This is a genomic window from Limnohabitans sp. T6-20, assembly GCF_003063505.1.
Lineage (GTDB): Bacteria > Pseudomonadota > Gammaproteobacteria > Burkholderiales > Burkholderiaceae_C > Limnohabitans_A.
Genome location: NZ_NERW01000002.1, coordinates 886666 through 906365, shown reverse-complemented (window position 1 = coordinate 906365; position 19700 = coordinate 886666). Strand labels below are relative to the sequence as shown.

Sequence of the window (19700 nt, the reverse complement as noted above, 5' to 3'; positions counted from 1 at the left end):
CCCATGACTACATCACAACGCTTAGACAAAATCATCATCGTTGACGATGACGCCCGCATCCGCGACCTGTTGCGCCGTTTTCTGTCGCAAGAAGGTTTTGATGTCTTGCTGGCCGAAGATGGCCGCGCTTTGGACCGCATCTTGCAACGGGAAACCGTTGACCTGATGGTGTTGGACTTGATGCTTCCCGGCGAAGATGGGCTCAGCATTTGCCGTCGCCTTCGCCACTCGGGTGTCAAGACCCCCATCATCATGCTGACCGCAAAAGTCGAAGATGTGGACCGCATCACTGGCCTTGAAATCGGGGCTGACGATTACCTGGGCAAACCGTTCAACCCCCGCGAGTTGCTGGCGCGCATTCATGCGGTTTTGCGCCGCAGGCCGCAAGGCGAGGTGCCCGGTGCACCGTCAGCGGCTGACAACGAAGTCATCGTGTTCGGTGCCTTCTCCCTAGATCTTGGCAAACGTTCTTTGACCAAAGACGGCGAGGACATCGCCCTGACCAGTGGTGAATTTGCGATGCTCAAGGCCTTGGCACGGCACCCCAAGCAGCCCCTGACAAGGGACAAGCTGGCCCAACTGGCGCGCGGTCGCGACTTCGAGCCTTTTGACCGCAGTCTGGATGTGCAAATTTCGAGACTGAGAAAAATGATCGAAACCGATCCTGCATCGCCCAAAGTCATCCAGACGGTCTGGGGGGTGGGTTATGTGTTCGTTCCCGATGGTCAACCGTGAGCACCACTGACGTCGGTATTACTCAAGGTACGGAGTTTGAACGGGTGCCGCGCAGGCTCAAAGTGAGTCTGTTTTGGCGCACGTTTTTTTTGCTGGCCTTGTTGATTTTGTGCAGCAGCCTAGCATGGCTGCAAATGTTTCGCACGCAGGAATACGAGCCCCGCATTCTGCGCAATGCGCATCAAATTGCCACCGTGGTCAATTTGACCAAAACGGCGCTCATGCACTCCGACGCCATCGCTCGGGTGGCGCTTCTCAAAATGCTGGCGGACGAAGAAGACGTCAGCATCAAAACGCGTGAACCCGGTGACAGCGTGGTGCCGTTCGGTTCTTCTGGCATGGAAAAGCGACTGATCGAAGAGATGGTCAAGCGCTTGGGGCCGGGCACCGTGATCGCCTCGCGCGTGAACGATGCCGAAGGGCTGTGGGTGGGTTTTCAGATCGAGCGTGACAGCTATTGGCTGCAAATGGACCCCGAACGTCTGCGTCCCTTGGGTGGTTCGGCTTGGCTGACCTGGTTGGGCATCACGCTGGCGCTGTCTTTGGGGGGCGCCGCCATGATGGCCGGACTGATCAACCGCCCGCTCAAGCGTCTGTCATTTGCCGCCAGCCAAGTGCGCGAGGGTCATTTCAACACCTCGACCCTGGACGAAGACGCGGCCACCAGCGAAATCCGCGAGGTCAACATCGGCTTCAACCGCATGGCCGAGCGTTTGGCCAAAATTGAACAAGAGCGGGCCTTGATGCTGGCCGGCATCTCTCATGACTTGCGCACGCCATTGGCCCGTTTGCGGCTTGAAACCGAACTGAGTGTGGCCGACCTCGAAACACGCGATCTGATGGCCGCTGACATCGCCCAACTGGACGCGATCATTGACAAGTTTTTGGACTACGCCAGACCAGAGCCCACCGAGTTGGGGCCGGTTTTGTTGTCGGGCGTCATCAGCCGAAGCATCGGCCCTTGGCGCAACAACCAGCGCTTTGAAATCACGGTGGATGTGGACGAAGACCTGCACGTCAAGGCCGAGACTGTTGAGCTGGGCCGCGTGCTGTCCAACCTGCTTGAAAACGCCCGCCGCTATGGCCAAAGCCCATCTGATGGTGTGACTCGGGTCGAAATTGTGGCCCGTGTGCACGAGGGCTGGGTGCTGCTGCGCGTGCGCGACCAAGGCCCAGGCGTGTCTGACGAAGCCCTGAAAAACCTGACGCAACCGTTTTTCCGTGGCGACGCTGCCAGAACATCGGCCACAGGCTCCGGGTTGGGCTTGGCCATTGTGGAGCGCTCGGTGCAACGCATGGGCGGCACGTTTTCGGTGTTCAACAACAGCGCCGGTGGTTTGATGGCGCTGATGAAATTTCGCCAGGCCGAAGCCACTTGAAAAGGCTTTAGCCAACGCAGACATTCGGCTGCAGGGGCAGCCTCTCACAAAGAGGCAAGATTTGTATTCGGCAGGAGCGAGCCCCTGCTCGCGAAAGTTCGCTGAACACCAAGGTCAGGGCTCGGCTTTGCTCATCAAGCCTTTTTCAGCAACACCACCGCCCGTGCTTCCATGCTCTGGCCCATGCCTACGGGGCCGAGCTTTTCGGCCGTTTTGGCCTTCACATTGACCTGATCGGGCTGCACACCCAGCGCTTTGGCCACCGATGCGTTGATGGCCGCCATGTGCGGGGCCAGCTTGGGCGCTTGCGCCACGATAGTGCTGTCCACGTTCACCAGCTCCCAGCCTTTGTCGCGCGCGCGGCGCATGGCCTCGGCCAGCAGCACCGACGAATCGGCCCCTTTGAACTGCGCATCCGTGTCCGGAAAATGCCGACCGATGTCGCCCAAACCGGCTGCGCCCAACACCGCGTCGGTGATGGCGTGCAAGAGCACATCGGCGTCTGAATGGCCGAGCAGGCCGAGCGTGTGGGGAATTTCAATGCCACCCAAAATGAGTTTGCGCCCCGGCACCAGGGCGTGCACGTCCCAGCCTTCGCCAATGCGGATGTTCATGACTTTGCCTTTAAAACAGCCTCGGCAAACGCAAAGTCTGCCGGGTAAGTGACTTTCAAATTCATTGCCGAACCCGGCACCAACCGGGGCGACAGGCCCTGCCGCTCCATGGCACTGGCTTCGTCGGTGATGCCTGCAAAATCGGTGCCCGCCACCTGCGCAAGCGCCTCGTGCAAGGCCCCGAGACGAAACATCTGCGGCGTCTGGGCCAGCCATTTGCCCTCTCGCGGCACGGTGGCGTCCACACGCGGCACATCACCAGGCTTCTGGGTCTTGAGCGTGTCAGGCAAGGGCAAGGCCAGCAAACCGCCCACCGGGTCATCGCGGCAAGCGTCGATCAGCGCCACCACCGATTCGGGTGAAACCAGGCAACGCGCTGCATCGTGCACCAGCACCCAGTCCTCCGGGTCAAGGCCAGCGGCCAGCATTGCCTTGAGGCCGTTGAAAACGCTTTCGGCGCGGGTGGCACCTCCGCAGGCCTCTCGCCTGAAATGTGCGGGCCAAGAATCTTGTGGCCATGCAAAGTCATCACCCGGCGACAGGATCACCCAACCGCTGGCCAGTTGCGGCACACGAGCTAGCGCCTGCAAGGTGTGCATGACCATGGGCTGTCCGGCCACAAGTTGGTATTGCTTGGGTTGTGCCGTGCCCGCACGGCTGCCTGTGCCCGCACAGGGAATCAGGGCGTGAAAACGGGAATATTCTGGAGTCAATGACATGGCGTTTGATTGTAGAGCTCGCCCCTTGCCCCATTTTTGTGGGAGGCTGCCCCTGCAGCACAATGCCTCTTTTGCCACAGCAGGCATTCGCGAGCGGGGGCTCGCTCCTACGAAGATCAGTCGATCACATTTTTTGACTTTGCGGGAGGCTGCCCCTGCGGCCGAATGTGTGAGGTGGCATGACACGTATTCAGCAGCAGCGGCTCACAAGCAGAGCGGCTGCATTCGTGGATGCCCACGACCTCCCCTGGGCTATGCAGTCTCGCTTCTACAATCGAGGCGTTCAATGATTTCCCCACCCCCCTCCTTCCCGGCGGGGGGTGTTTTGCTTTTTTCATCGCCTTTGCCCAACGCCACCATGCAACTGCCCAGCCTCATCACCGGCAAACGTTTCACCCTGCCCCGCCCTGTCGGCTCGGCCGATGCCGTGTTGCTGGCCCAGCTGGCCGAGCGCGAGAAAAAGGCGGGCAAGCTCACGGCCATCGTGACCAGCGACGCGGCAGATGCGCAGCGCCTGATGGACGAGCTGGTGTTTTTTGCGCCCGGCCTGCGCTGCGTGATGTTCCCGGACTGGGAAACCCTGCCGTATGACACGTTTTCGCCGCACCAGGACTTGATCTCCGAGCGTTTGGCGACCCTGTGGCGCATCAAGCAGCGCAACCATGCCGAGAGCGCCGATGTGGTGCTGGTGCCCGCCACCACCGCGCTCTACCGCTTGGCCCCGCCGTCCTTTCTGGCGGGCTACACCTTCGAGTTCAAGGTCAAGCAAAAGCTCGACGAAGCCCAGCTCAAGGCGCAGCTCACGCTGGCAGGCTATTCGCACGTCAGCCAGGTGGTCAGCCCAGGCGAATACGCGGTGCGCGGCGGCCTGATCGATTTGTTCCCCATGGGCTCGCTGGTGCCTTACCGCGTGGACCTGTTTGACGACGAAATCGACTCGATCCGCACCTTTGACCCCGACAGCCAGCGCAGCCTCTACCCCGTGCCCGAAGTGCGCCTGCTGCCCGGGCGCGAGTTCCCGATGGACGAGGCAGCCCGTGCGCGCTTTCGCAGCCGCTGGCGCGAACTGCTCGAAGGCGACCCGACCAAAAGCCGCATCTACAAGGACATGGGCAACGGTGTGGCCACGGCGGGTATCGAGTATTACCTGCCGCTGTTCTTTGAAGAAACCGCCACGGTGTTTGACTACCTGGGTGCAGGCGAAGGTTCGTCCAAAAGCGATGCCGCCACCTTGGTGCTGCACGGCGATCTGGAGCCGGCCTTCCAGCGCTTTTGGCAAGACACCCGCGACCGCTACCGCCTGGTGCAAGGCGACCCCGAGCGGCCCGTGCTGCCGCCCGATGCGCTGTTTTTGAGCGCCGAGCAGTTCTACACCCTGACCAACGGCCACGCGCAACTGGCTTTGCGCCCAGGGACCGATGATGTTGAAAACAACGCCCTGGTCCAGCCCCTGCCCGAACTGACGGTGGTGCGCGGTGCCGAAGACCCGCTGGCACGGCTGCAAGCGCACATCCACAGCGGCAAAAACCGCGTGCTGATCCTGGCCGAAAGCGATGGACGACGCGAAAGCCTGCTCGACTTCGTGCGCTCCAGCGGCCTCACGCCGCCCGTGTTTGACAGCTTGGAAGAGTTTTTGACCAGCGACGAAAAAGTCGGCATGGCCACGGCGGCGCTGGTCAGCGGCTTCCATTGGTTTGAGCATGGCATTGATCTGGTCACCGAAACCGAGCTCTTTGCCGCGGGCCCCACCACGCGCCGCCGCAAAAAGCAGGAACAGGTCAGCGACGTTGAAGCGCTCATCAAAGACCTCAGCGAGCTGAACGTGGGCGACCCGGTGGTGCACAGCCAGCACGGCATTGGCCGTTACCGGGGCCTGATCAACATGGACATGGGCCAGAAAAACGAAGACGGGACGTCTGCGCTGCAAGAGTTTCTGCACCTCGAATACGCTGACAAAGCCACCCTCTATGTGCCCGTGAGCCAGCTGCAACTGATTGGCCGCTACACGGGCGTGAGCGCCGACGAAGCGCCTCTGCACAAACTGGGCTCTGGCCAGTGGGAAAAAGCCAAACGCAAAGCCGCAGAGCAGGTGCGCGACTCGGCCGCCGAGTTGCTCAACATCTACGCCCGCCGCGCCGCACGCGAGGGCCATGCCTTCCGCTACAGCCCGCAGGACTACGAGACCTTTGCCAACGACTTCGGCTTTGAGGAAACCGCCGACCAAAAGGCCGCCATCCACTGCGTCATTCAAGACATGATCAGCCCCCGCCCCATGGACCGTCTGGTCTGCGGCGACGTGGGTTTTGGCAAAACCGAAGTCGCCCTGCGCGCCGCCTTTGTGGCCGTGACGGGCGGCAAGCAGGTCGCCCTGCTGGCGCCCACCACGCTGCTGGCCGAGCAGCATTACCAGACGCTCAAAGACCGCTTTGCCAAATGGCCCGTCAAGGTGGCCGAGGTCTCGCGCTTCCGCTCTGGCAAGGAAGTCACGGCGGCCATGAAAGGCATCGAGGACGGCACGGTGGACATCGTGGTCGGCACGCACAAGCTGCTGTCCGAGAAGACCCACTTCAAGAACCTGGGCCTCTTGATCATTGACGAAGAACACCGCTTTGGCGTGCGCCACAAAGAGGCCATGAAAGCCCTGCGCGCCGAGGTCGATGTGCTGACGCTCACGGCCACGCCCATCCCCCGCACCATGGGCATGGCACTCGAAGGTCTGCGCGACTTGAGCGTGATCGCCACCGCGCCGCAGCGCCGTCTGGCCATCAAGACCTTTGTGCGCAATGAGGGCACGGGCGTGATCCGCGAGGCGGTGCTGCGCGAGCTCAAGCGCGGCGGCCAGTGCTACTTTTTGCACAACGAGGTCGAGACGATTGAAAACCGCCGCCAAAAGCTCGAAGAAATCCTGCCCGAAGCCCGCATCGCCGTGGCCCACGGCCAGATGCCCGAGCGCGAGCTGGAGCGGGTCATGCGCGACTTTGTGGCCCAGCGCTACAACATCTTGCTGTGCTCGACCATCATCGAGACCGGCATCGACGTGCCCACGGCCAACACCATTGTCATCAGCCGTGCCGACAAGTTCGGCCTGGCCCAGCTGCACCAGCTGCGCGGGCGCGTGGGCCGCTCGCACCACCAGGCCTATGCCTATTTGATGGTGCCCGAGATCGAGGGCCTCACCAAGCAAGCCGCACAGCGCCTAGACGCCATTCAGCAGATGGAAGAACTGGGCAGCGGCTTTTATCTCGCCATGCACGACCTGGAAATTCGCGGCGCGGGCGAGGTGCTGGGCGAAAACCAAAGCGGCAACATGCTCGAAGTGGGCTTCCAGCTCTACAACGAGATGCTGTCCGAGGCGGTGCGCAGCCTCAAAGCAGGCAAAGAGCCTGATTTGCTGAGCCCCCTGTCGGTCACGACCGACATCAACCTGCACGCCCCCGCCCTGCTGCCCAACGACTACTGCGGCGACGTGCACCTGCGCTTGTCGTTTTACAAGAAGCTGGCCACCGCCAAAACCAGCGACCAGATCGACGCCCTGCTCGAAGAGCTGGTCGACCGCTTTGGCAAACTCCCCCCCCAAGCGCAAACGCTGGTGGACGTGCACCGTCTGCGCGTGCTGACCCAGCCCTATGGCGTGATCAAGGTCGACGCCGCCCCGGGCGTCATCCAGATCACCTTCAAGCCAAACCCGCCCGTGGACCCCATGGCCATCATCGACCTGATCCAGAAGAACAAACACATCAAGCTGGCAGGCAACGACAAGCTGCGCATCGAACGCGAACTGCCCGACCCCAAGGCGCGGGCGCAGATGGTGCGGGATGTTTTGCGCTCATTGGGTCAACCCAAAACCGAAACAGCCATCGCCTGAGTCCATTCAACGATCTTCGATAATCCTGACCCATGACCAACGCCAACGCCACCGAATTCGCCCCCGGCCTTGCCATCCAAGGCTTCACCGCCCCTCTTTCGCTGTCCCAGTTCAAGCTCATCGCGTTTGACATGGACTCCACGCTCATCAGCATCGAGTGCATCGACGAGATCGCCGACGCTGTGGGCCGCAAGGCCGAGGTGGCCGCCATCACAGAAGCGGCCATGCGAGGCGAGATCACCGACTTCAAAGAGAGCCTACGCCGCCGCTTGGCCCTGCTCAAAGGCGTGATGCTGGCCGACATGGAGCGCGTGTACACCGAGCGCATGAAGATCAATCCCGGCGCGGCCGAGCTGATCGCCGCTTGCCAGAAGGTGGGCATGAAGGTGCTGTTGGTGTCAGGTGGCTTCACCTTCTTTGCCGACCGTGTCAAAGCACGTCTGAACATCGACTTTGCCCGCTCCAACCGGCTGGAGGTGGTCAACGGTGAACTCACAGGCGGCCTGGTGATGCAAAGCTGGGGCGACATTTGCGACGGCGCCGAAAAACGCCGCACCATGCTCGAAGTCGCGTCGCTTTTGGGCATCGAACCGCACGAATGCATCGCCATGGGCGACGGCGCAAACGACCTGCCCATGATGGGCGCTGCCGGTTTGTCGGTTGCTTACCACGCCAAACCCAAGGTGCGCGAACAGGCCATGGTGGCTATTCAAGAAGGCGGGCTGGACCGTCTGCTGGAAGTCGTCAAGCCCTGAGCTTTCTGTATCGAGTGGGAGTTGCCGATCCCTGTGGGAGCGAGCCCCTGCTCGCGAATGTGCGCTGTGCCCATACCCGCATTCGGCCGCAGGGGCGGCTTCCCACAAAGCAGAGCTAGGCCAGGCCTAGGCCCAAGTCGGAGGCTGAAGCCACCGACCTACCGGGGTTGGCGCAAGGGCTTGAGCAAGTCGCTCAGGCCGTTGTGATCAATCTCCTGCATCAGGCGTAGCAGCTGACCGACCTCGCCTTTGGGGAAACCTTCGCGCGCAAACCAGTTGAGGTAGTTCCCGGGCAAATCTGCGATCAACGTGCCCTTGTGTTTGCCAAAAGGCATGGGCATGGTAACGAGCTTTATGAGGTCGTCGGGTTTCAATCTGAGCTCCCCAGCCATGCACGCACACGCGCCTGAAACGCCTCGGGCTGTGACACCATGACCCAGTGCCCGCAGGGCAGGCCTTCGACAGCACAGCCCTCACGTGCCGCCAACGTTTCCAGCCATTCGGGCGAATGGAACATGAAAGGTTTGCGTGCGCCATACACGTACAGCATGGGCATGGGCAAGTGCACCGGGGCAGCCCGCTTGAACCCGGCTGCCGCACCAAACCACTGCATGGCATAAGGGTAGTTCATGCGGTAATTGATGCTGTCTGGATTCGTGGGGCAGCGCAGCCAGCGGGCCATGGCGCGGGTCATGCGGTTGCCCAAGCCAGGGCTGAAACTGCGGCCGATTTTCCAAGCTATGGCCAGCCAATATTGATAGGCGAACACCGAAAATTTTTCGCGTACCCCCCAGCTGCGCTGCAAGCGGGGCGAGTTGTGGTCCCCCACGTCCACCGCCACCACCCGGGCCACGCGCTCAGGGTGGCGAATGGCAAATTCATAACCAAAAGCGCATCCCCAGTCGTGCAGCATCAGGGTCACGGGCTTGCCGGGGCTGATGCGGTTGATCACGCGGCGCAGGAACTGGTTCATCTCTTCCAGCGACACGGCAGATGCTGGGCCTCGGGTGAAGCCCGGCAAGGTCAGTCGCGCACAGACATGGTCGGCCTTGAGGGCGAGGACGGTGTCCTCCCACAAGGCTCGGGTATCGGGCCAGCCATGCAGCATCAGGATGACCTGATCGCCGCGCCCTTGCAGCAAGACTTCAGTGCCATCGACGGTAATGCTTTGTTCAGTGCTCATGTGGGCCTCATGGTGCGGCGATGACACCCGTCATGGGCGATTCGCCCCTGTGGGAGCGAGCCCGTGCTCGCGAATGGGTGTTGAGCCCATGCCGGCATTCGGCCGCAGGGGCGGCCTCCCACAAAATCAGGGTTACCGCCGCCATGGTGGAGCCGATCGCTCACAAAGCCTTGGCCAGGCGCGAGACACCTTCAAGGATCTTGTCTTCGCCCACAGTGGCAAAGCTCAGGCGGAAGGTGGCGTGGTCGGGGTTGGCGCAAAAGAACGGCGTGCCCGGCACAAAGGCCACGCCTTGCTCGATGGCGCGTTTGGCATACACGTTGCCATCGGCCACTTTGCCGCCTGCACCCGTAAGGCGCGCCCACACGAACAAGCCGCCTTGCGGTTGCACAAACTCCACCGCATCGCCCAACTCACGGCGCAGCGCATCGCCCATGGTTTGTGCGCGCTTTGCATACACAGCGCGCACCTTGTCCAGCGTGGCGGGCATGCGACCTGCCTTGAGGTATTGCGCGGCCGTGGCCTGGGCAAAGGTGCTGGTGTGGGCGTCGCTGAACTGTTTGCACATGGTGGCGCGGGCCAGCAGTTCGGAGGGCGCGATCATCCAACCCACACGCAGGCCGGGCGACAGCACTTTAGACAGGGACCCGCAATGCACCAGCAACTCGCGGCTGCCGGGCACCGTTGCGCTCATGGCCAGCAGGCTGGGCGGCGGCGCTTCGCCAAAATACAGGTCGCCATAAGGGTCGTCTTCGACGATCAGGGTCTGGTGTTTGACGGCCATTTGAAGCACCTGTTGGCGGCGCTCGGCGCTGAGCAAGGCACCGCTGGGGTTGCCAAAGGTGGGGATCAGGTAAACGAATTTCGGCTTGTGCTCGGCGATCAGCTTTTCCAGCTCGTCGGTCTTGACGCCGTGACCGTCCACCGGGGCGCTGATGAGTTCGGCCCCATACAAACGGAAGCACTGGATGGTGGCCAAAAAGGTCGGGCCTTCCACGATCACCTTGTCGCCAGGGCTGATCATGGTTTTGCCGATCAAATCCAGCGCCTGCTGGCTGCCGGTGGTCACGATCAGCTGTTCGGCGGTCACGTCTTGGGCGCCCTTTTGGCCCATGAAGTGGGCCAGTTGCTCGCGCAGCGGGCCAAAGCCTTCGGTTGCGCCATATTGCAGGGCTGCGCCGGGGTCTTGCGTCAGGGCGGCGTTGCTGGCTTCGCGGATGCCGTCCACGTCGAACATGGCGCTGTCGGGAAAGCCGCCGGCAAAACTGATGATGCCCGGCTTGCCAAGGAGCTTGAACAGCTCACGGATGGCGGAGGTTTCGACGTTGTTCAGGCGATCGGCGAACTGCAAGGGCATGGTGTATCTTTCAGGTTGTCTTGGCCGACATTTTGCCAACATCCGGACGCCCCATGAAACCCGCACAGATCGAATCTTTTTTTGCCACCCTGCAAGCCGCCAACCCCATGCCCGTGACCGAGCTGGAATACACCAGCGTGTTTGAGTTGCTGGCCGCCGTGCTGCTGTCGGCCCAGGCCACCGATGTGGGCGTGAACAAAGCCACGCGCAAGCTGTTTCCGGTGGCGGGCACGCCGCAAAAGATCCTTGATCTTGGGTTGGAGGGGCTGGAGAGCTACATCAAGACCATCGGCCTGTACCGCAGCAAAGCCAGGCACCTGATGGAAACCTGCCGGATTCTGGTGGAGCAACATGGTGGCCAGGTGCCCCGCACCCGCGAAGAACTCGAAGCCCTGCCCGGCGTGGGCCGCAAAACGGCCAATGTGGTGCTCAACTCGGCTTTTGGCGAACCCACCATGGCGGTGGACACCCACATCTTCAGGCTGGGCAACCGCACGGGCCTGGCCCCGGGCAAAACGCCGTTGGAAGTGGAGCAAAAGCTGCTCAAGCGCATTCCGACCAAATACCTGGTCGATGCCCACCACTGGCTGATCCTGCACGGGCGCTATGTGTGCCAGGCCCGCAAACCCATGTGTGGGCAGTGCGCGGTGGCCGCCTTTTGCGACTTCAAGCCCAAGACGCCCTGAAGCACGCACTTGAATTGATTGCTTTGTAATTCATAAGTCGCTGTACTGACCCGCTGAGCGCGCCCCCATCAAGCCCCCTCTCGGGCGGGTAAAATTTGCCACCTCTGCCCGACTGGGCAGCCCCTTGACGGATGGCCTGTGCCGCCGTCGCCTCAAGAGCGCGCTGCGCTGCTTTTCGAACCCGATCCGACCTGCCCATGACGCGAGCCCTGCCGCGTACCCACTTCAACAGCTCCCGCCTGACGCGTTTTCTGACCGAAAACGCCATGATCGATGCCGCCCCTGTCGCGGACGATGTGGGGCAGAAGCTGGGGGATTGGCTGAACTTTCGCCAAGCCATTGCCTTGCATGGCGTGCTCAACCCCGACCAGCAGCCCGCCGCGCCACAGCCTGCGTATTTGCGGCGTGCGGGGTTGATGACGGCCGAGGCGCTGACCCGGCATGTGGACAAAGTGCGCGCCCAACTTGAACAATCCATCGCCCAGGGTGCGTCCAGCGGTTCGGGTCTGACGCGCATCGACATGCCCTCCGCAGAACTGGATGAGCCGATTGAGCCGAAAACGGCTTATGAGCCTTACCGTCGTTTTTATGCCGCCCACCAGCGGCAAATGGAAGTGTCCCTGCAGACCTTGCGGTCGCAAGTGCGGGGGCAACTGAGCAAGGGCGCACCGAGCCTGCAACAACTGGCCTCGCTCGATGCCGCCTTTGAAAACATCCTGAGCGAGCGCGAAGCTGTGTTGCTGGGCAAAGTCGCCAAGCTGCACGAAAAGCGTTTTGCACAAGCCCTCAAACAACACATTAAAAAACAAGCCGAAGCCCCAACGGAGGGTTCAGATGCGGCGTCAGCCAGCGCATTGAGCCCCATGGCCTGGCTCTTGCCGCTTCGCCAAGCCATGCGCACCGCTTTACTGGCCGAGCTGGACACACGGCTGCAACCCGTGCTCGGCCTTGTTGAAGCCTTCCACCAATACACACCACAAGAACAATGAAACGATATTCCTTTCACATTGCCTTCGGGCTGGGCGCATTGGCCGTCGTCTGGGTAGCGGCCGCTGTGGCCACGTCGCACCTGCTGGTTTTGGGCATGGCCGCCGTCATTGGCGGGGTCTATGTTTTTGGCGCTATGGAGTTGCGCCAATACCGCGCAGCCACCGCCGCGCTGAACCAGGCCTTGGTCGACATTCCGCAAGATTTGCAGAACCTGAACGATTGGCTGATCACCCTGCCTGCGGGCTTGCAAAACCCGATTCGCCAGCGTGTCGAAGGCGAACGCGTGGGCCTGCCCGGCCCGGCCCTGACCCCTTATCTGGTGGGTTTGTTGGTCATGCTGGGCATGCTCGGCACATTTTTGGGCATGGTGGTCACGCTCAATGGCGCGGTGTTTGCCCTCGAAGGCTCCACCAACATTGCAGGCATCAGAACGGCATTTTCTGAACCCATCAAGGGTCTGGGCTTGGCGTTTGGCACGTCGGTCGCGGGCGTGGCCACCTCGGCCATGCTGGGCCTGATGAGCAGCCTGGCCCGCCGCGAACGCGCACAAGCCACCCAGGTGCTGGACACCCACACGGCCACCAGCCTGCGCGGCTTTTCTTTGGTGCACCAGCGGCAAGAAACCTTCAGGGCGCTGCAGCAACAGTCGCAAGCGCTGCCACAAGTGGTGCAACAACTGCAGACCCTGATGGCGCAAATGGCCGAAACCAGCCAGCAGATGAACGAGCGTTTGCTGGCCAACCAGCAAAGCTTTCACGCCCAAGTACACACCGCCTACACGGGGCTGGCCCAGTCGGTTGACCAATCGCTGCGCAGCAGCCTGAGTCAAAGCATGCAAATGGCCAGCGACGGCATTCGACCTGTGGTGCAAGCCACCATGGCGCAACTGGCCGAACAAGCCCAGGGCATGAACGAGCGCCTGCTGCTCAACACGCAGCAACAACTGGGCGAGCTGCAAACCCAAATGACCGCCACCGCCGCCGCCGTGGCGCAGACCAGCGTCGAGACACTCACACGCCACGAGCAAGCCAGCACCCGCATGACCGAACGCGTTGGCCAGACGCTGGACGCGTTCAGCCAGAATTTCGAGGGCAATGCCAAGGCCCTGGTCGCCCAAGTCAGTGCCACCCAGACACAGCAAATGGCACAGCAGGACAGCGCCGACCAGCAGCGCCTGCAAGCCTGGCAAGCCTCGCTGGCGCAAATGGCCACCGAGTTGCACAGCCAGTGGCAAGCATCGGGCACACAGACCCTGGCGCAACAGCAAGCCATTTGTGACACCTTGGGCGAAACGGCCCAAGCCATCCAGGCCCACGCACACACCCATGCCAGCCAGACGCTGGCCGACATCACGCGCTTGCACGATGAACGCGCCACCGCCGATCAGGCGCGCCTGGACGCCTGGAAGGCTTCTCTTGAGGCCACTGCGGGCAGCTTGGGCCAACAATGGCAAAGCGCGGGCGCACAAACACTGGCGCAACAACAAGCCATTTGCGACACCCTGACCCGCACGGCGCAAGAGATCACCACCCACACGCAAACCCAGGCCACGCAGACCTTGGCCGAAATCACGCGCCTGATGGCCAGCAGCGAAACGCTGATGCGCGAGCGCATCGCCTCCGAAGCGCAGTGGACTGCAGGGCACCAGCAGCGCGCCCAAGAGCTCGCCGCCGTGCTGCGCCAGGAGCTGTCGGCCCTGCGCGACGCAGAAGACGCGCGCGGTCAGACCGCTGTGGCCCGTTTGGGCGAGCTGCAAACCGCCGTGACCGCGCACCTGACCACGCTGGGCACTGCACTCGAAGATCCGATCACCCGCTTGATCGAAACCGCCTCCGAAGCGCCCAAAGCCGCCGCCGAGGTCATTGGCCAGCTGCGTCAGGAAATCTCGGTCAGCGTGGCGCGAGACAACGCCTTGCTCGAAGAGCGCACCCGCATCCTGGGCACACTCAGCACTTTGCTGGACGCGATCAACCACGCATCGACCGAACAGCGCGGCGTGATCGACGCCATGGTCACGGCCAGCCAGGCGTCGCTCCAGCAAACCAGCGGCCAGTTCCACGAACACGTGGCAGCCGAGACCGGCAAGCTCGGCGACATCGCCGCGCAAGTCACGGCCAGCGCGGTGGACGTGGCCAGCCTGGGCGAAACCTTTGGCTTTGCGGTGCGCAGCTTCAGCGAAACCAATGACAAGCTCATGGCCAACTTGCAACGCATCGAGCAGGCGATCGAGAAATCCATGACGCGCAGCGATGAACAGCTGGCCTATTACGTGGCGCAAGCCCGTGAAATGATTGACCTGAGCATTGGCAGCCAGAAAGACGTGCTGGAGGCCCTGCAACAGCGCCAGGCCGAAGGAGCTGCTTGATGCTCGAACTTGAAGCCGAAAGCGAATCCACCACCCCAACGTGGATTTCGTTTGCTGATTTGATGACGGGTCTGCTGGGCGCGTTTGTGCTGCTGCTGGTCGGCGTGATGGCGGCGCAGCTGGACATGGCCACCCAACTTGAAAACGAGGTGCAAAAGCGCCAAGTGGAAGAGCAAAAACGTTTGTCGCTGGAGCAGGCTTTGGCGGGCCCACTGGCCAGTGGACGCATCACCTTGAACAACGGCCGCATCGGCATCAGCGGCAAGCTTTTGTTCGAGTTGAACTCTGACGGGCTCCAACCCGAAGGCCGCCAACTGCTCAAAAGCCTGGTGCTGCCCCTGCGCAGCTACCTGCAGTCGCGTGACGAGATGTTGATGGTCAGCGGCTTCACCGACGACAAAGCGGTCACCAGTCGCAACCGCCAGTTTGAAGACAACTGGGAGCTGTCGGCGCAAAGGGCCTTGACCGTGACGCGCACCCTGATCGAAGAAGGCATGCCCTCCTGGATGTTGTTTGCCGCCGCCTTTGGGCAGGAACAACCTTTGGTGGCCAACACCAATGAAAAAGCCCGCGCACAGAACCGCCGCGTGGAAATGGCGCCTGTGCCCAAAGCCTCAAATGCGGCCAACTCGGCGAACACGGCCAGCGCAAAGCCCGATACAAGCAAGCCATGAACGAAGCACTCCCAACGCTGCCAGACCTGGACGCCTTGCGGGCGGCGGGCGCAGCGCGGGTGGATGCGGTGGGCTGGCATTACATTGAAACACTGGCCGAGCGCACGCAAGCCCAATCGGGCCAAGCGCGGCTTTTGCTGCAAGCCAAGCTGCAAGAAACACTGCAAAAATTCGATGCGCGCATGAACACAGCGGCAGAGCCCCAAGCAGCGCCCGCACCCGTGCCCTCCCCCCTGGCTACGCTGTTGCAAGACATGGGGCCGAAAAGTGCCCCGCAAGCAGCAGGCAAAGCACAGGTTTGGCAGACCGAGAACCCGCGCATTCAGCAGTTCAGAAAGCAGCTGAGCAAGATCAGCGTACAAAAACAGGTCACCCAAGCCATCGCCCAAGCGCCGCAAAACGCAGGCCCCATCAACTCGCACATGCTGGTGCTGCGCTCGCTGGGGCTGATGCGCGACATCTCACCGGACTACCTGAACCGTTTCATGGCGCATGTGGATACGCTGCTGTGTCTGGATGAAGCTGACAAGGGCAAGGTAACGCCCAAAAAAGCCGCATCGGCCGCTAAAACACGTTCATAAGCCTGTCCACAAGCCTGAGGGCTTGAGCTTGGGCGTTCAGAGAAGGGCTGCGGGCGCCGGGAAACCGTTGCGTCCCGGAAATTCGGGCGCCAAAGTTCGCGCATTGGGCATCTTGACCCACAGGCGCAGCATCTTGCGGTTGAGTTCGTGCACGCCGTGGTCTTCGAACTCATTGCGCGAGTGCAGCACAGCGTAGTTGTTGGCAAACTGCAGGTCACCAGGCTCCAGCATCATGCTCAGGCGGAAATCTTCACGGTGCATGATCTCGTCAAACAAATCGAGCGCCTCGATTTCGACTTTGGACAGCGGCAAATTACGCACCTCATGACCCAGCTCGATGTACTGGCGCAGGTAGCGGCAACTGAGTTTGCCTTGGTGGTGACTGAAGATGGGTGACAGGCTGGGCAAGTCTTCGCACAGGTGCGAAAAATACCACGTACGGTAATACAGGCCCAGGTACTCGGGGTGCTTTTGCAAAATCTCGTTGTAGATCGCCGCCACACTCACCAGAGAACTCAAGCCGCCCTGCTTGGCCTTGCGAATACACAAGAGACCCACCACGTCCGACGGGTCCGAGTGGTAGGGCAAATACAGGTTGGTCTCGTAAACGCGAGTGGTTTTCTTCGTGACATCGCCCACGTTCATCACCAGCCCCAGCAAATCACCCTTGGGGTTTTGCCGTACAGGCACGCCCATGTGCAGGCCAATGCCGTAATAGATGATGTGGATGTCTTCTTCGCTGTAGCGCTCGATCGGCAAGCCACGCAGCACCAGAAAACCCCGCCCGTTTTCCAGCTCGTCGCTGTGCGCCTTCAGATCGTGCGCCCAGTCGCCAATTGGAAAGTCTTCGCGTCCAAAGTTCGGGAACGTGAGACCCTTGGCTTTGACGTGGGCCAAAGCGGCGTCGAGTGTGGCAATCACCTCCCCAGACAGGGGGTGCACCCACGAGGTGTCGCCCACCATGTCGGCACCTTTCCAGGCGGCCGGTCCGGTAATAACTTGTTTAAGGATCAGGCTCATGGTGTTTCCTTTGACATTTGTGTCAGTCGCTGACTGCATTGGCAGCAAAGCGCCAAGTGACATCCAGTTTACCGGGCTTGAAAATTTGCCCTGCACCAAAGCGACACGACAAGCAATCCAGGTCACTCAGCTCAAATAACCTTCTGGGATTTGGTGAACAGATTTGATCACCTTGAATGACGCAAAATGAGATAACACTGCGAAAGGCCGCTCATGCGCCACATCCTGTCGAACCACAGGGCCAACCTCTCGACCATCGCCACCTGGGCCATGTTCAGCCGAGGGCTTGAGCCGGAGTTTTCTCACGCAGTTCAGCGGCAAGTCGCCTCACTCAAAGGCCCCGCCATCGAGTCTGACGACAGCATCACGGACCTGACTGCCTTGCTTTGGTGCTCGATCGACAACGACGACTCGCGCGACTTGGATCAATTGAGCGCCATTGAGCCACTGCACCAAGGCAAGATCAAGGTCTATGTGGCGATTGCCGATGTCGATGCGCTGGTGAAAAAGGGCACACCCGTCGATGAGCATGCACGCCAGAACACCACATCGGTCTACACCTCGGCCCTGATCTTTCCGATGCTGCCTGAGCGACTTTGCACCGATTTGACTTCTCTCAATCAGGACGAAGACCGCATGGCCTTGGTTGTTGAAATGGCATTCAGCGAGGATGGGGTTTTGCTGGACTCATCGATCTATCGGGCACGGGTGCGCAACAAAGCGCAACTCGCGTACGACGCCGTCTCGGCCTGGATAGAGGGCGAAGGTGACTTGCCAGAGCCTGCTCGCCGGGTCAAGGGCATGCATGTTCAGCTGAGACTGCAAGACGAATTGGCCCAAAAGTTAAGGGTCTTGCGGCGTGCGGAAGGTTCTCTGGAATTTGAAACTTTTCAGCCCAAGGCCCAGTTTGATGGTGATCGAATCACGGACATTCAGCAGCAGCCACAGAATCGGGCCAGGCAGTTGATCGAAGAATTCATGATCGCTACCAATGGCTGCACCGCCCGTTTTCTCGCGGCCCATGGCTGTGCATCGCTGCGCCGTGTCGTGCGCTCACCCGAGCGCTGGTCGCGCATCGTCGAGGTGGCGCACGAATACGGTGTCACCTTGCCCAATGAACCCGATGGCAAGGCTCTTGAAGCTTTCCTGGCGAATCAACACAAACGTGATCCGCTTCGTTTTCCAGATCTGTCTCTGGTGATCGTGAAACTCATGGGGTCGGGCGAATACGTGGTGGAACGCCCCGGCCATGACCCCATTGGTCATTTCGGTTTGGCGGTGCACGACTACATGCACTCCACGGCACCCAATCGACGCTTTCCCGATCTGGTCACTCAACGGCTGATCAAGTCGGTGCTGAGCAGCAGCAAGAAAGCCTACTCCCACAACGAATTGGCCAATCTGGCAGTGCATTGCACGGCACAGGAAGATGCGGCCCAAAAGGTGGAGCGCCAAGTTCGCAAGTCCGAGGCAGCATTGTTGCTGCATTCACGCATCGGGCAACGCTTCAGTGGCTTGGTCACAGGCATTGGCGACCATGGCGTTTGGGTTCGCATCATTGAACCGCCTGCAGAAGGTCGGCTGACTGGTGCACTGCCTGAGCTGCGGGTTGGACAGGCACTCACCGTCAAACTGGTTTCAACCTCGGTCGAGCGAGGGTTCATTGATTTTGTGCTGGTGCATTGATGCAGGCTGCCTTGGCCCACGCGTGATCGGCGTGGCAGCTTGCCAACACGTCCAGCCCAGACGGACGATGCCGACAAAACCGGTTGATCGCTAAAACAACGTCAAACGCCAAAAAGCTTGTTGGCCGTCTGCGCAATCAGCATGCCTTGGTGACGTGCGCCCTCAAGCTCAATCGCGCTGGGTTGGCGTTGCCCCTGACCGCCAGCAATGGTCGTGGCCCCGTAAGGGCTGCCGCCGACAATTTCGTCAAGGCTCATCTGGCCTTGGTGGCTGTAAGGCAAGCCCACAATGACCATGCCAAAGTGCAGCAAATTGGTGATGATGGAAAACAGCGTCACTTCCTGCCCGCCATGCTGGGTCGCTGTGGATGTGAAGGCTCCGCCGACCTTGCCGTGCAAGGCCCCCCGAGCCCAAAGGCCTCCGGCTTGGTCCAGAAAGCTGGCCATTTGTGAAGGCATCCGGCCAAATCGCGTCGGTGCACCTACGACGATGGCGTCGTAGTTTTCCAAGTCTGCCACCGTAGCCACCGGAGCGGTTTGGTCCAACTTGAAATGACCGCTTTTGGCGATCTCCATCGGCACGGTTTCCGGCACTCTTTTGAGATCCACTTGCGCACCCACAGACCGGGCCCCTTGGGCCACCGCCTGCGCCATGGATTCGATGTGGCCGTAAGTGGAATAGTAAAGAGCCAGTACTTTGGACATGAAAACTCCCGAAGTGGATAACGACTGCCTTGCCGCCATCATTCATCAGTTGTTCCCGGTCATCTGTCTGCCAACACACGCAGACACAAAGCATGAACCCAGCTTGCAGCGCATGGCCGCAAGCGGACGATAACCGTCAGGCTTTATTGACCCAATTGCGCCAATGCGGCTTGCAAGCCTGCCAGACCACCGACGCGTTGGTCGTTGATGAAAATCTGGGGCATCTGGCGCACCGAAGGGCCGCATTTTTCGTAAAACGCCATGCGCTCGGCTTCGCCGTCGATCTTGATTTCTTCGAAATCAAGCGAACGGGTTTTGAGCAGCATCTTGGCGGACTCGCATTGGGGGCATGCGGACTTGGAGTAGACGACGATTTTGAGTTGCATG

General features: G+C 60.9%; 18 protein-coding genes. 10 read left to right on the top strand and 8 right to left on the bottom strand.

Annotated elements, in window-relative coordinates:
* Positions 1–3: 3 nt before the first annotated feature.
* Positions 4–735 carry a two-component system response regulator OmpR gene (ompR, locus tag B9Z33_RS10260; RefSeq protein ID WP_108286870.1) on the top strand — a complete coding sequence of 244 codons (732 nt, stop codon included), beginning with the start codon at positions 4–6 and terminating at the stop codon, positions 733–735.
* Complete coding sequence (locus B9Z33_RS10255; RefSeq protein WP_108286869.1) at positions 732–2114, top strand: ATP-binding protein; 1383 nt, start codon at positions 732–734, stop codon at positions 2112–2114. Before ompR ends, B9Z33_RS10255 begins: the two co-directional genes overlap by 4 nt.
* Before the next feature lie 134 nt (positions 2115–2248).
* Here the strand turns inward: B9Z33_RS10255 and ispF are convergent, their stop codons facing one another.
* Both ispF and ispD read right to left on the bottom strand, forming a co-directional pair.
* Complete coding sequence (ispF, locus tag B9Z33_RS10250; protein ID WP_108286868.1) at positions 2249–2728, bottom strand: 2-C-methyl-D-erythritol 2,4-cyclodiphosphate synthase; 480 nt, start codon at positions 2726–2728, stop codon at positions 2249–2251.
* Complete coding sequence (ispD, locus tag B9Z33_RS10245; RefSeq protein ID WP_108286867.1) at positions 2725–3447, bottom strand: 2-C-methyl-D-erythritol 4-phosphate cytidylyltransferase; 723 nt, start codon at positions 3445–3447, stop codon at positions 2725–2727. The genes ispF and ispD overlap by 4 nt, the downstream gene beginning before the upstream one ends.
* 358 nt (positions 3448–3805) lie before the next feature.
* On the opposite strand from ispD, the gene mfd reads away from it, so the two are divergent.
* A complete protein-coding gene (mfd, locus tag B9Z33_RS10240) occupies positions 3806–7312 on the top strand; it encodes a transcription-repair coupling factor (RefSeq protein ID WP_108287102.1) in 3507 nt (1168 codons plus the stop codon).
* Between the two features lie 32 nt (positions 7313–7344).
* The gene (gene serB, locus B9Z33_RS10235; RefSeq protein ID WP_108286866.1) at positions 7345–8067 is read left to right on the top strand and encodes a phosphoserine phosphatase SerB; all 723 of its coding nucleotides are present in this window, start codon (positions 7345–7347) and stop codon (positions 8065–8067) included.
* A 158-nt stretch (positions 8068–8225) separates the two neighbouring features.
* Here the strand turns inward: serB and B9Z33_RS10230 are convergent, their stop codons facing one another.
* The 3 genes from B9Z33_RS10230 to B9Z33_RS10220 form a co-directional block, all read right to left on the bottom strand.
* Positions 8226–8441, bottom strand: coding sequence for a DUF3820 family protein (locus tag B9Z33_RS10230; protein ID WP_108286865.1), 216 nt, complete (start codon positions 8439–8441; stop codon positions 8226–8228).
* Positions 8438–9250 (bottom strand): alpha/beta fold hydrolase, encoded by an 813-nt coding sequence (locus tag B9Z33_RS10225; RefSeq protein ID WP_108286864.1) that lies wholly within the window; start codon positions 9248–9250, stop codon positions 8438–8440. The genes B9Z33_RS10230 and B9Z33_RS10225 overlap by 4 nt, the downstream gene beginning before the upstream one ends.
* Positions 9251–9410: 160 nt before the next feature.
* Positions 9411–10607, bottom strand: coding sequence for a PLP-dependent aminotransferase family protein (locus B9Z33_RS10220; RefSeq protein ID WP_108286863.1), 1197 nt, complete (start codon positions 10605–10607; stop codon positions 9411–9413).
* A 53-nt stretch (positions 10608–10660) separates the two neighbouring features.
* Here B9Z33_RS10220 and nth point away from each other — a divergent pair, with 53 nt between their 5' ends.
* From nth to B9Z33_RS10195, 5 genes are all read left to right on the top strand, one after another.
* Positions 10661–11293 carry an endonuclease III gene (nth, locus tag B9Z33_RS10215; protein WP_108286862.1) on the top strand — a complete coding sequence of 211 codons (633 nt, stop codon included), beginning with the start codon at positions 10661–10663 and terminating at the stop codon, positions 11291–11293.
* Between the two features lie 197 nt (positions 11294–11490).
* Positions 11491–12282, top strand: coding sequence for a DUF3348 family protein (locus B9Z33_RS10210; protein ID WP_108286861.1), 792 nt, complete (start codon positions 11491–11493; stop codon positions 12280–12282).
* Positions 12279–14648, top strand: a complete 2370-nt coding sequence (locus tag B9Z33_RS10205) for a DUF802 domain-containing protein (protein WP_233252790.1) — start codon at positions 12279–12281, stop codon at positions 14646–14648. The genes B9Z33_RS10210 and B9Z33_RS10205 overlap by 4 nt, the downstream gene beginning before the upstream one ends.
* Positions 14648–15322 carry an OmpA family protein gene (locus B9Z33_RS10200; protein WP_108286860.1) on the top strand — a complete coding sequence of 225 codons (675 nt, stop codon included), beginning with the start codon at positions 14648–14650 and terminating at the stop codon, positions 15320–15322. The genes B9Z33_RS10205 and B9Z33_RS10200 overlap by 1 nt, the downstream gene beginning before the upstream one ends.
* A complete protein-coding gene (locus B9Z33_RS10195) occupies positions 15319–15903 on the top strand; it encodes a DUF2894 domain-containing protein (RefSeq protein WP_108286859.1) in 585 nt (194 codons plus the stop codon). The genes B9Z33_RS10200 and B9Z33_RS10195 overlap by 4 nt, the downstream gene beginning before the upstream one ends.
* A 36-nt stretch (positions 15904–15939) precedes the next feature.
* On the opposite strand, the gene B9Z33_RS10190 is transcribed toward B9Z33_RS10195, so the two are convergent.
* Positions 15940–16923, bottom strand: coding sequence for a TauD/TfdA family dioxygenase (locus B9Z33_RS10190; RefSeq protein ID WP_108287100.1), 984 nt, complete (start codon positions 16921–16923; stop codon positions 15940–15942).
* A 213-nt stretch (positions 16924–17136) separates the two neighbouring features.
* Between B9Z33_RS10190 and B9Z33_RS10185 the strand changes: the two genes are divergently transcribed.
* Complete coding sequence (locus B9Z33_RS10185) at positions 17137–18609, top strand: RNB domain-containing ribonuclease (RefSeq protein ID WP_108286858.1); 1473 nt, start codon at positions 17137–17139, stop codon at positions 18607–18609.
* 101 nt (positions 18610–18710) lie between these two features.
* Here the strand turns inward: B9Z33_RS10185 and wrbA are convergent, their stop codons facing one another.
* Positions 18711–19313: an NAD(P)H:quinone oxidoreductase gene (wrbA, locus tag B9Z33_RS10180; RefSeq protein ID WP_108286857.1), complete on the bottom strand. Its 603-nt coding sequence runs from the start codon at positions 19311–19313 to the stop codon at positions 18711–18713.
* Between the two features lie 143 nt (positions 19314–19456).
* Positions 19457–19699, bottom strand: a complete 243-nt coding sequence (locus B9Z33_RS10175) for a glutaredoxin (RefSeq protein WP_108286856.1) — start codon at positions 19697–19699, stop codon at positions 19457–19459.
* Position 19700: the final 1 nt, after the last annotated feature.